The organism is Streptomyces sp. NPDC028289 (assembly GCF_055565975.1).
In genome coordinates, this window is record NZ_JBVHTI010000008.1 from 571,937 (window position 1) to 584,490 (window position 12,554).

General features: G+C 74.4%; 8 protein-coding genes. 4 read left to right on the plus strand and 4 right to left on the minus strand.

Features of this window, described 5'->3' with window-relative positions; all coding sequences use genetic code 11:
- Positions 1-120 precede the first annotated feature (120 nt).
- The gene (locus ACZ4UV_RS39145) at positions 121-1,146 is read left to right on the plus strand and encodes an alcohol dehydrogenase (protein ID WP_451019174.1); all 1,026 of its coding nucleotides are present in this window, start codon (positions 121-123) and stop codon (positions 1,144-1,146) included.
- On the opposite strand, the gene ACZ4UV_RS39150 is transcribed toward ACZ4UV_RS39145, so the two are convergent.
- The 3 genes from ACZ4UV_RS39150 to ACZ4UV_RS39160 form a co-directional block, all read right to left on the minus strand.
- On the minus strand, positions 1,133-1,423 hold the full coding sequence (locus ACZ4UV_RS39150; RefSeq protein WP_451019175.1) for a hypothetical protein: 291 nt from the start codon (positions 1,421-1,423) through the stop codon (positions 1,133-1,135). The two genes, ACZ4UV_RS39145 and ACZ4UV_RS39150, sit on opposite strands and share 14 nt — an antisense overlap.
- Entirely contained in the window at positions 1,420-2,364 is a 945-nt protein-coding gene (locus ACZ4UV_RS39155; protein ID WP_451019176.1) for a polyprenyl synthetase family protein, read from the minus strand. Before ACZ4UV_RS39155 ends, ACZ4UV_RS39150 begins: the two co-directional genes overlap by 4 nt.
- Positions 2,365-2,476: 112 nt before the next feature.
- A complete protein-coding gene (locus tag ACZ4UV_RS39160; protein WP_451019177.1) occupies positions 2,477-4,306 on the minus strand; it encodes a SpoIIE family protein phosphatase in 1,830 nt (609 codons plus the stop codon).
- Between the two features lie 316 nt (positions 4,307-4,622).
- Here ACZ4UV_RS39160 and ACZ4UV_RS39165 point away from each other — a divergent pair, with 316 nt between their 5' ends.
- Complete coding sequence (locus ACZ4UV_RS39165) at positions 4,623-8,624, plus strand: molybdopterin-dependent oxidoreductase (RefSeq protein WP_467844812.1); 4,002 nt, start codon at positions 4,623-4,625, stop codon at positions 8,622-8,624.
- 3 nt (positions 8,625-8,627) lie between these two features.
- Here the strand turns inward: ACZ4UV_RS39165 and ACZ4UV_RS39170 are convergent, their stop codons facing one another.
- Complete coding sequence (locus ACZ4UV_RS39170) at positions 8,628-9,668, minus strand: helix-turn-helix domain-containing protein (protein ID WP_451019178.1); 1,041 nt, start codon at positions 9,666-9,668, stop codon at positions 8,628-8,630.
- 194 nt (positions 9,669-9,862) lie between these two features.
- On the opposite strand from ACZ4UV_RS39170, the gene ACZ4UV_RS39175 reads away from it, so the two are divergent.
- Together ACZ4UV_RS39175 and ACZ4UV_RS39180 are read left to right on the plus strand one after the other, a co-directional pair.
- The gene (locus ACZ4UV_RS39175) at positions 9,863-11,917 is read left to right on the plus strand and encodes a xanthine dehydrogenase family protein molybdopterin-binding subunit (RefSeq protein WP_451019191.1); all 2,055 of its coding nucleotides are present in this window, start codon (positions 9,863-9,865) and stop codon (positions 11,915-11,917) included.
- A 32-nt stretch (positions 11,918-11,949) separates the two neighbouring features.
- Positions 11,950-12,408, plus strand: coding sequence for a (2Fe-2S)-binding protein (locus ACZ4UV_RS39180; protein ID WP_351495606.1), 459 nt, complete (start codon positions 11,950-11,952; stop codon positions 12,406-12,408).
- The last annotated feature ends 146 nt before the right edge of the window (positions 12,409-12,554 follow it).

Consider the following 12,554-nt stretch of genomic DNA (forward strand, 5'->3'; position numbering starts at 1 on the left):
CGACCGCCGGACCGGGCGACGGTGCCGGGCGGGGCTCGGCGCGCGGGATCGGCCCGGAGCTGGTGTGCTGGGTGAGGGGGCTTCGGACCCTACCCGTCGTACCCGTTCCGGGAGAGACGCATGAGTACCTACCGAGTCGCGCAGGTGACCGCTCTGGGCGGGCCGTTCGAGATCGTCGAGCGGGAGGTGCCGAGGCCGGGCCCCGGCCATGTGCGGATCGCCGTCGAGGCCTGCGGCATCTGCCACAGCGACACCTTCTTCGTCACCGCCGCACTGCCCGGTGTCACGTTCCCGGTGGTACCCGGCCACGAGATCGCCGGGCGGATCGAGGAGCTCGGCGAGGGCATCGAGGCCTGGGGCTGGCAGCTCGGCGACCGCGTGGGAGTCGGCTGGTTCGGCGGCAGCTGCGGCCACTGCAAGCCTTGCCGCCAGGGCGACTTCATCGTCTGCGAGAACCTGAAGGTGCCCGGCTGGTCCTACGACGGCGGTTTCGGCGCGCAGGTGATCGCACCGGTCGACGCGCTGGCCCGCATCCCCGACGGGCTGACCTCGGCCGACGCCGCCCCCCTGGGCTGCGCGGGCGTGACCACCTTCAACGGTCTGCGGCGCAGCCCGGCCCAGCCCGGTGACCTGGTCGCCGTCGTCGGCCTCGGCGGGCTCGGCCACCTCGGGGTGAAGTACGCGGTGGCCATGGGCTTCGAGACGGTGGCCGTCGCCCGAGGCGCCGAGAAGGCCGACCTCGCCAAGCAGCTCGGCGCCCACCACTACGTCGACTCCACGGCCGAGACCCCGGTCGCGGAGTCCCTCCAGTCGCTCGGCGGCGCCAAGGTCGTGCTCGCCACCGCGGGCAACTCCCAGGCGATCTCCGCGGCCGTGGACGGGCTGGGGCCCCGGGGCGAGCTGGTGGTGATCGGCATCGACCCCGAGCCGCTCGGGATCAGCCCGCTCCAGCTGCTCACGGGCGCGCGGGAGATCCGCGGCCATCCGTCCGGCACCGCGCGGGACGTGCAGGACACCATGGAGTTCAGCGCCCTGCACGGAATCCGCCCGACGATCGAGACCGTACCGCTGGAGCAGGCGGACGAGGCCTACCAGAAGATGCTCACCGGGGCCGCGCGCTTCCGCATGGTCATCACCTACGACTGAACCCGCGGCTGAGGGAACGCCAGTTGGCCAGTGTGGCCAGGACGAACGCCACCGGCCGGAGGAGGACCGCGCACCGCCGTGCGGTGGCGGCCCGCAGCCGTCCGCAGGGGATGGGGCGATACGGCTTGGTCCGCCCGTCCTCGTGCCGGGTGAGGTAGTCGGCGGTGTACAGCGCCCCGGCACACGCCGTGAGGCCGAGCGCGGTGATGACCGGGGTGACCACCAGGTCGTACGGGCGCAGCGTCTCCAGATGGCCGGGTAGCCGCGTCGCCGTCAACCGGCGCCGCCCGCACGCCACGGCCCGGTTGCCAGCGCCTCGGCGATCCGGCACAGCGCGGTCCGGTGCGGGCCCTGCGGCAGCGCCTCCAGCTCCCGGCAGGCCCGTTCCGCATAGGCGCGCGCCATCCGCGTGCACTCCTCCAGCACGCCCGTCTCCACCAGCAGCCGCCCCACCTTCTCCGGATCCTTCGAGACCGGCCCGGCCAGCAGCAGGGGCAGGCTGGGCCGATCGTTGCGCACGTCGCTGTCGGCGGGCTTGCCCTCCCGCCCGGCCTCCGGGCCGTACGGCAGCAGGTCGTCGCGGATCTGGAACGCGACCCCGAGCGCCTCGCCGTACCCGGCCAGGGCCCGCGCCTGCCCCGGCGAGCCGCCGCCCAGCACCGCCCCCGTCGCGCAGCACGCGCCGAGCAGCGCCGACGTCTTCAGCCGGACCATCTCCAGATACCCGCCGATCGCGTCCGGCGCCCGGACCGGGTCCAGTTCCCTGGCCACCCCCTGCGCCATCCGCCGGCCGGCCCGCGCCAGCATGCCCACGGCCCGGTTCACGGCCGCCTCCGGCACCCCGCGCCGACCGCACTCCACCACTTGCTCGAACAGCGCGAACATCAGCGCGTCACCGCCCAGGACGGCCGCGCCCGGCCCGAACCTCGCATGCCCCGACGGCTTGCCGCGGCGCAGCTGGTCGTCGTCGAGGATGTCGTCGTGCAGCAGGCTCGCCACGTGCACCAGCTCCACCCCGACCGCCGCGGGCATGACCCGCTCGCAGGACCCTCCCACCGCCGCCGCCGACTCCAGCAGCAGCACCGGCCGCAGCAGCTTGCCCGGCGGATGGAGCGCCCAGCGGTGCACCTCCGTGAGCGGACCCTCGGCGTCCCCGGACATCCAGTCCCGCAGCGCCTGCTCCACGGCGGCCGCCGTGCCGTTCTCCTCGTGCCGCATACCCGGTCCTCACTGCTGATCGCTTCCCCGGCGGTGAACGAGCCACCCGCGGCGGTGTCACACGACTGCCGGAGGCACGGCGGGCGCGCGCCCCGGCGTACGGGCGTGCCGCTCAGCCGCGTACTGCGCGGGCCGCGAGCAGCGCGATGTCGTCCTCGGAACCGGTGGCGAGGTGCGCCAGGACCGTGTCGAGGATCTTGTCCAGCGGATCGGTGGGGCACAGCGACAGTCCCGTCAGCCGTGCCAGACCGCGGTCGATGTCCTCGCCGCGTCGCTCCACCAGCCCGTCCGTGTACAGGAGCAGCACCCCGCCGCGTTCCGGGGTGACGCCCTGCTCGTACCGGCCGAGCCCGCTGCCCAGCGGCGGGCCGACCGGCACCGGGACCAGTTGTATCTCGCCCTCAGGGGTGAGCCAGACCGGCGGCAGATGGCCGGCGCTGGCGTAGGTGAGCGTGGCGACGTCCGGGTCGCCGAGCGCGAGGAAGCAGGTGGCCACCCGCTCGAAGCCGGAGTCGGCGACCATGCGGTCCGCGTGCTGCAGGATGCGGCGCGGCGAGAGCCCCGCGAGGGCCAGGGCGCGGAGCGTCGAACGGTAGTGGCTCATCGCCACGGCCGCGTCCACACCGTGGCCCATCACGTCCCCGATGACCAGCATCGTGCGGCCGTCGGGCAGTGCCAGGACGTCGTACCAGTCACCGCCGATCATCGAGCCGTCGTCGGCGGGACGGTAGCGGGCCGTGGTCTCCACACCGGCGTGCTGCTGCAACTGGCCGGGCTCGGCCAGCAGGGCCCGCTGCAGCTCCAGGGCCATGGTGTGCTCGCGTTCGAAGCGGACCGCCCGGTCCAGGGCGCGGGCGGCGCGGGCGGCGAGCTCGCGGGCCACCGTGGCGTCCTCGTTCGAGAACGGCCCGGAGTCCCCGGCCCGGGCCAGCAGCAGGATGCCGAGCACCCGGCCGTCCGAGACCAGGGGGGCGAGCAGCACCGAGTGGACCCGGGCGGTCAGACACGCCTGGGCGGGCGCCCAGCGCGGGATCAGCGACCGCCACTGCGCCGCGGTGATCGCGTTGCGGCGCCAGATCCGGCCTGCCGCCAGGTTCCGCCGGGTCCCGGTGCCGCGTGGCCAGCCGACCAGTTCGCCGCGCGAGTCGAGGGCCGCCAGCCCGGTGGCCAGCCCGGGACGCGTGGCGTACGCCGCGAGCCGTGTCGGCGTCCGCCGCGCCGACACGGTGTCCGGCGGAGTGAGCTCCACTCCGGCCGCGTCCGCCAGCTCCGGTACGACGAACTCCGCCAGCTCCCGGCAGGTCCCGGCGACGTCGGTGCCGGTGCCGATCCGGGACGCGGCCGAGTCCAGCAGCGCCAGCCGCCGGTGGGCGCGCTCCAGCTCGTACAGGTACTGCTGCGGCTCGCTGATCTCCAGGCCCACCGCGGCCACGCCCACCACCCTGCCCGTGCCGTCCACGAGCCGGTGGTACACACACCGCCACTCCCGGACCTGGTACGGCGAGTCCACCCAGGTGCGTCCGGTGATGATGGCCTCGCGCGGCCGTCCGTCGCGGATGACGTCCCGCAGCACCTGGTCGGGCCGCTGGATGTGCGGCAGCACCTCGCGCTGGGTGTGGCCCAGGTAGGCGTCGGCCGGCACGCCCGTCGCCCGGGCCATGTGCGGATTGACGTAGAGGTAGCGCAGATCGGTGCCGAGGACGGCGAAGCCCACGGCCGCGTCCTCGACGATGCCACGCAGCATGTCGACGTAGCCGATGCCGACGGGGGACGCCTTCGCCGCGGCCGGAGCCGGTGTGCCCCGTGCGACGGGCGCACCCGGCGTCTTCGGTGTGTCCCGTGCGCCCGGTGACCTCGGTGTGTCCCGCGCGGTCGCCGCAGGCGCGGTTGCCGGCGCCGGCGCCGGTGCGGCCCGTCGTCGAGAGGAGGTGTCCCTGTCCACCCGGTCCTCCTCGCCTGCCCCCTCCCTCGGCCGCCCTCATCGTGCAACAGGTCCCGGCACGGCGCATCCCGGGACGGCTCCGGCGGGCATCCCGGCCGCCTTCGCTCACACCGCCCGGAGCGGGGCTGTGCGGCGGCCTTAACCCCCGTTGATCAGGAGCGGTGACGCCGGTGTAATCAGCCGTACATACCGTCGGTGCCGAATGGAAGAGGCTGACCAGCAGGAACAGGGGGCGCCCGTGGCCGCGCCGGACTCGCGCAGCACCGACACCGGCAGGGTGCGGACCGTCTGCTCGTACTGCGGGGTCGGCTGCGGCATGGTCCTGGACATCGGCATGGGCCCGGACGGCCGCCGTACCGTCCTGAAGGCGTCCGGCGACAAGGAGCACCCGGCGAACTTCGGCCGGCTGTGCACGAAGGGCGCCACCACCGCCGACATGCTCGCCGCGCCCGGCCGCCTGACCACCGCCCTGCTGCGGCCCGAGCGGGGCGCGGAGGCGGTGCCGTCGGCCGTGGACGCGGCGGTCGCCGAAACCGCGCGGCGGCTGCGCGCGATCGTCGACGAACACGGCCCGGACGCGGTCGCCCTCTACGTCTCCGGCCAGATGAGCCTGGAGGCCCAGTACCTCGCCAACAAGCTCACCAAGGGCTGGCTCCGCACCAACAACATCGAGTCCAACTCCCGGCTGTGCATGGCCAGCGCCGGCACCGGCTACAAGCTCTCGCTCGGCGCCGACGGCCCGCCCGGCTCGTACCAGGACCTCGACAAGGCGGACGTCTTCCTCGTCATCGGCGCCAACATGGCCGACTGCCACCCCATCCTCTTCCTGCGCCTGATGGACCGCGTGAAGGCGGGCGCGAAGCTGATCGTCGTCGACCCGCGCCGCACCGCCACGGCCGCGAAGGCCGACCTGTTCCTCCAGGTCAGGCCCGGCACCGATCTCGCGCTCCTGAACGGCCTGCTCCACCTGCTGTACGAGAACGGGCACACCGACCCCGGCTTCATCGCCGCGTACACCGAGGGCTGGGAGGCGATGCCGGAGTTCCTCGCGGACTACCCGCCCGCCGCCGTCTCGGACATCACCGGGATCCCCGAGGCCGACCTGCGCGCGGCGGCCCGGCTGATCGGCGAGGCGGGGGAGTGGACCAGCTGCTGGACCATGGGCCTCAACCAGTCCACGCACGGCACCTGGAACACCAACGCCCTGGTCAACCTGCACCTCGCGACCGGGAAGATCTGCCGTCCGGGCAGCGGCCCGCTCTCCCTCACCGGCCAGCCCAACGCCATGGGCGGCCGGGAGATGGGGTACATGGGACCGGGCCTGCCCGGCCAGCGGTCGGTCCTCGCCGCCGCGGACCGCGCGTTCGTCGAGGAGCAGTGGGGGCTCGCGCCCGGCTCGATCCGCGCCGACGGCGTCGGCAAGGGCACGGTGGAGATGTTCCGGAAGATGGCCGACGGCGAGATCAAGGCCTGCTGGATCATCTGCACCAACCCGGTCGCCTCCGTCGCCAACCGCAGGACCGTCATCGAGGGCCTGGAGGCCGCCGAGTTCGTCGTCACCCAGGACGTCTTCACCGACACCGAGACCAACGCCTACGCCGATGTCGTCCTGCCCGCCGCCCTGTGGACCGAGACCGAGGGCGTCCTCATCAACAGCGAGCGCAACCTCACCCTCGCCCGCCCCGCCGCCGACCCGCCCGGCGAGGCCACCGCCGACTGGCGGCTGATCGCCGGCGTGGCCCGCGCGATGGGATACGAGGACGGCTTCTCCTACGACAGCGCGGAGGAGATCTTCGAGGAGATCAAGCGCTTCCACAACCCGCAGACCGGCTACGACCTGCGGGGCGTGACCTACGACCGGCTGCGCACCGCCCCCGTCCAGTGGCCGGCCGCCACCGCCGACGGCCCCGACCGCAACCCCGTCCGGTACGTCGACGCCGACGGCTCCCTCACCTTCGCCACCGCCTCCGGGCGCGCCGTCTTCCACGCCCGGCCGCACGTGGACCCCGCCGAGATGCCGGACGACGACTATCCGTTCGTCCTGAACACCGGCCGCCTCCAGCACCAGTGGCACACCCTGACCAAGACCGCGAAGGTCGCCAAGCTGAACAAGCTCGACCCGGGCCCGTTCGTCGAGGTCCACCCCGAGGACGCGGCCGCGCTCGGGCTCGCCGACGGCGACTCCGTGGAGGTCGCCTCACGGCGCGGCCGCGCGGTGCTGCCGGCGGTCGTCACGGACCGGGTGCTGCCCGGCTCCTGCTTCGCGCCCTTCCACTGGAACGACCTGTTCGGCGAGTACCTCAGCGTCAACGCCGTGACCAGCGACGCCGTCGATCCCCTGTCGTTCCAGCCCGAGCTGAAGGTGTGCGCGGTGTCGCTGACCAAGGTGTCGACACCGGTGAGCGTGCAGCTGCCCGGTGCGCAGGAGACCCCGGCCGCCGTCGTCGCACCCGCTGCCGCCGTACCCGGTGGCGGCGCCGTCGCGCCCACCGCCGCCTCCGTCTTCGGCCTCGACCCCACCCCGCCGCCGGTCCTCACCGCGTCCGAACGGCAGTACCTGCTCGGCTTCCTCGCCGGCATCCCGGTCGGCGCCCCCGGCGTCCCCGTGCTGCCGCCGGACGCGCCGTTCAGCCCCGAGCACGCCCTGTGGGTCAACGGCACCCTCGCCGGCATGTACTCGCGGTCCGCCGAGCCCCCGGCTCCGCTGCCCACGCCCGGCCGCCAGGTGGTGGTCCTCTGGGCCTCGCAGACCGGCAACGCGGAGGACTTCGCCGCCACCACCGCCGAGCGCCTCACCGCGGGCGGCCACGCGGCCTCCCTCGTCGCCATGGACCAGGCCGACCCGGCCGCCCTGCCCACCGGCGCCGACCTGCTCCTGATCACCAGCACCTTCGGCGACGGCGACGCCCCCGACAACGGCGCGGGTTTCTGGGACGGCCTCGCCGCCCTCGACGCCGGGCGCCTCGAAGGCCGCCGGTACGCCGTGCTGGCCTTCGGCGACTCCAGCTACGACGACTTCTGCGGGCACGGGCGGCGCCTGGACAGCCGGATGGACGAACTCGGCGCGGTCCGCATCGCGCCGCGCACCGACTGCGAACCGGACTACGAGACCCAGGCGGAGGCCTGGCTGGACCGGGTGCTGACCGCGCTCAAGGACGGCTCCGCGGCGCCGGCCCCCGCGCCCGCCAGGTCCCGGCGCCCCGCCCCCACCACCGCCCGCCTCGTCGGCAACCGGCTGCTCAGCCTGCCCGGCGCCGGCAAGGAGGTTCGCCGCTTCACCTTCGACACCCGCGACAGCGAGACCCCACTGGTCTACGAGGCGGGCGACGCGCTCGGCGTCCGTCCCCTCAACTCCCGTGACTTGGTGGCGGAATGGCTGGACGTCACCGGCCTCGACGCCGCAACCGGCGTGGATGTCGGCGGAGTCGGTGAAGTCCCGCTCGCCGAGGCCTTCGCCCGCCATCTGGACATCACCCGCGTCACCCCGGACCTGCTCCGCTTCGCCGCCGAACGCACCCGTGACCCCCGCGAGTTGCGCAAGCTGCTGCGTCCCGACAACAAGGACGAGCTGGCCAAGTGGTCCTGGGGCCGCCAGGCGGTCGACGTCGTCGCCGAGTTCGGGATCCGTGCCGACGCCCGGGAATGGGCGGGCGTCCTCGGCAGGCTCCAGCCGCGCCTGTACTCCATCTCGTCCAGTCCGCTGACCGACCCCCACCAGGTCTCGCTCACCGTCTCCGTCGTCCGCTACGAGAACCTGCGCGGCAGGCCCCGGCAGGGCGTCTGCTCACCGTTCCTCGCGGACGCCGAACCCGGCACGCCGGTCCCGGTGCACGTCCAGCGCTCCCCGCACTTCCGGCCGCCCGCCGACCCGGCGACCCCCATGGTCATGATCGGCCCCGGCACCGGCGTGGCGCCGTTCGTCGGCTTCCTGGAGGAGCGCCGCGCCCGCGGCCACCGCGCCCCCAACTGGCTGTTCTTCGGCGAACAGCACCGGGCCACCGACTTCTACTACGAGGAGGAGCTCACCGCCCTGCTCGCCGAGGGCACCCTGAGCCGCCTCGACACCGCCTTCTCGCGCGACCAGCGTGCCAAGGTCTACGTCCAGGACCGGATGCGCGAACACGGGCCGATGCTGTGGTCCTGGCTCCAGGACGGCGCCCACTTCTACGTCTGCGGCGACGCCTCCCGGATGGCCAAGGACGTCGACCGGGCCCTGAAGGACATCGCCACCGTGCACGGCGGACTGACCGAGGACGAGGCGACCGTGTACGTCAAGCAGCTGGCCGCGGACAAGCGTTACGTCCGGGACGTCTACTGACCTCTACTGGCTGCCCATCAGGTGGTGCATGGTGAGGGCGAGTTGCAGCCGGAACCGGCCCTGCGGGGTGCGCACCGACCAGCCCAGCAGATGCTCGGCGTGCGTCAACCGGTCCTGGAGCGTGGAGTGATGGACGTTGACGTCGGCGGCCGCCGCCCGCAGGCTCGCCGTCGACGCGACCGCGTGCAGCGTGCGCAGCATCCAGGGCGCGTCCGCCGCGGCGGCCCGCACCGCGCGGACGTCCGGCGCCGGTTCCGTACCGGGTACGACGAGATCGGCGAGCAGCGCGACCCCGCCCAGTTCGTCGGCGTGCACGACGGGCGGGCCGCCGGGCTCCTGTGCGCCGGCGTCGTAGGTGAACCGCAGCGCGGTGCGGGCCGCCGCCCAGGATCGGGGGAGGTCCGCGACGGCCACGGCCGTCCCCACGCCCGCGCGTCCGGCCGGCGGCACCGGTGGCGCGCCGTCGGCCGTGATCCGGGGCGTCCCGTCGGCCACGATCCGGGGTGGTCCGTCGGCCGGGGCCACCGCCCGAAAGCGCGCCGCCGGGTCGGCGGTGTCCAGGCCCAGCCTGCGGGCCGCGTGCAGCCGGGCCGGTAGCGGGGCGGCTGCGTCCAGGACCGTCTCGACCAGCGCGGGGTCGTCCACCGGCGGCCCTGGAGCCCGCCCCCGGGTGCGGTCGAGCACGGACCGCACGGCCGCCGAGGCCCGCTCCAGGATCACCGCGTCGACGACACTCGGACCGTCGGCCCCGGCCCGCTCCAGCCACAGCGCCGGCGGCCCGCCCGGCACCAGCGGCGCGCACGGCCACCCGGGCTCGGGAGCGCCCGCCACGTCCGTCCGCCGTCCGTCCTGCTCCACCCGCAGCCGGACCCGCCGCTCCTCGTCCGCCAGCCGCGCCGGGCACCCGGCGAGCACGGCGGCGCCGCGCACCAGCGCCTCCAGACCGGCCCGGGTCTCGGCCAGCCGGTCGAAGTAGGCGATGACCGCGACGGCGGCCCCGGCATCCGGGTCCACCGCGGCCAGCCGCCCCGCCAGCTCTTTCATACGGCCATGATGCGTCATCCGGCGGTACGGCGAGGAGAGCCCGGCACGGCAGGCAACCCGCGCGGGCGCCCGCCCCTCCTAGCTGTCGAGGCCCGGCCGCACACAGCGCCGGCACAGGAACCGACCGACAGGAGCCCAGCTTGGACCGCAACGAGCCCCGGCGGGCCGCCGCCGGACCGTCCCGCCGGAGTTTCATGGTGTACACGGTGGCCGCGGCCACCCTCACGGTCGCCGCCCCGCTCGGCTGCGACACCCCGCGGGCCGACGGCGCCACCGCGGCCCCGGGTGTCCTGGTCACCGGCACCGACGAGGAGATGCTCGTCCTGGAGGTCACCGCGGCCAACGAGGTCGTCGTACGGCTGCCCCGCGTCGAGGTCGGCCAGGGCATCACCACCGCCGTCGCCATGATGATCGCCGAGGAGCTGGACGCCCGCCTCGCCGACGTCCGGATCCCGCTCGCCGACGCCCGCAGCAAGGGCAACCAGTACACCGGCGGCTCCAGTTCGGTCAGCTCGCTGTACGGCCCGGCCCGGCAGCTGGCCGCCACCGCGCGCGCCCGGCTGGTGACCGCGGCCGCCCGCCGCTGGCGGCTCCCCGCGCGCGTCCTGCACACCCGGAACACCATGGTCGTGGCCCCCGACGGCCGGACGGCCACCTTCGGCTCCCTCACCGCGAGCGCGGCCCGGATCCGTAACCCGGACGTGTCGAGCAGGCCCAAGCCGGCCTCCCGGCACCGGGTGATCGGGAAACCGACGACCAGGATCGACGCCCGGGACATCGTCACCGGCGCCGCGAAGTACGCCGGTGACCTGGCGGTGGCGGGCGCGAAGCCGACCGTGGTGGCCCGGCCGCCGACCCTGCGCGGCAGAATGGTCTCCCTCGACGACACCGCGGCCCGCGCCCTGCCCGGCGTCCACGCGGTCGTGAAGACACCGGGCGGGGTCGCCGTCGTGGCGGACACCTTCCACCACGCCTTCCAGGCCCGGGACGCGCTGCGGATCACCTGGGCCGACGGCCCGCTCGTTGCCCTGTCCGACAAGGAGATCCGCGCCCGGCTGCGCGCCGCGGTACCCCGGCTCGGCACCCCGCCGCGGGGATCGACGCAGATCGAGGGCGAGTTCGCGTTCGCGTTCGTCAGCCATGCCCCGATGGAGGTGCTCACGGCCGTCGCCGACGTCCGCTCCGACCGGGCCGAGCTGTGGTTCGCCACCCAGACCCCGATGGAGGCCCGCGAGGCCGTTGCCGACCTGCTCGGGCTCTCCAGGACCGCCGTACGCGTCCATGTGATGCGCGGCGGCGGCTCGTTCGGGCGGCGGCTCAATTTCGACCAGGCGACCGAGGCGGCGCTCATCTCCAGGGCGGCCCGCCGGCCCGTGAAGCTGATGTGGAGCCGCAACGACGACATCCGGCACGGCAGGATGCGCCCCGCCGACCACCACCGGATCCGGGCCAGTGTCGCCGGGGGGCGGGTGGTGGCCTTCCAGCACATGTCGGCCTCGGTGGGGGAGTCGTCCGACGGGCAGGGCCTGACCGCGCAGTCCGCCGCGGTACGTCCGCTGCCCAGCGACAGCGGGCTGTACAACTTCGGCCGGGTGAGCGGCGATTCGGGCGGCATCGAACTGCCCGTACCGCTCGGTGCCTGGCGCTCGGTGGACTCCGGGACCATGCGCACGGCGGAGGAGATCGTCGTCGACGACATCGCCCGCGCGCTGGGCCGGGACCCGGTCGCCTTCCGCCGTACCACCCTGCGCAGCAGGACGGTGAAGGCCGTCCTCGCCAAGGCGGCCGCCGCCGGGCACTGGGGGCGCCGGATGCCCGCGGGTACCGCCCAGGGCGTGGCCGTCCACGAGGAGTACGGGTCCGCGGTCGCCTGCCTGGCCGAGATCGACGCCACCGACCCGGAGAACCCCCGGGTCACCAAGGTGGTGATGGCCGCCGACGTCGGTACGGCCGTCAACCCGCGCGGCCTGGAGGCGCAGCTCATGGGCACCGCCGTCGACGGCATCTCCACCGTGCTGCGCGCGGGGCTGCACATCGACCGGGGCGCGGTCCGCGAGGGCAGCTTCGCCGACTTCCACTACGCCCGCCAACGGCACGCCCCGCTGGAGTTCGAGGCGCACATCATCCCCTCCGGCGGGGACCCGGGCGGCGCCGGTGAACTCGGCGTCCCCGCGGCTGCGGGCGCGGTCGCCAACGCCTACGCCCGCGCCACCGGCAGGAAACCCCGCAGCTTCCCCCTCGACTTCTGACCACCGCCGTTCCCAACTCCCAGAAGGCACCGATGCGTTCGTATTCCTTCGTCCTCAACGGCAAGCCGGTGACGGTCGAGGCCCCCGCCGACATGCCCCTCCTCTGGGTCCTGCGTGACCTGCTCGGCGTCACCGGTCCCAAGTACGGCTGCGGGGTGGGCGTCTGCCGCGCCTGCACCAGCCACCTCGACGGCGAGGAGATCCAGCCCTGCGTCGTCCCGGTCGCCGACTGCGCGGACCGCGCGGTCACCACCATCGAGGGCCTGGCCGACGGCGACACCCTGCACCCCGTCCAACAGGCCTGGCTGGACCGTGACGTGGCCCAGTGCGGCTTCTGCCAGCCCGGCCAGATCATGGCGGCCGCCGCCCTCCTGAAACGCACCCCGCACCCCACGGACGCCGACATCGACGCCATCGAGAACGTCTGCCGCTGCGGCACCTACTCCAGGATCAGGGAGGCGATCAAGAAGGCGTCGGCGAACGGGGGTTGAGCCCCGGTCGCTCCACCTCCCGGTCCGCTCCACCTCCCGACGCGCGAACGGCGACCAAAGGCGCCCGACGCACAGACGATGGAAGCCCAGCCATAGACGATCGGCCGACGCCCCCGAGGCCGCTCCCGCCCGACGATGGGCCCATC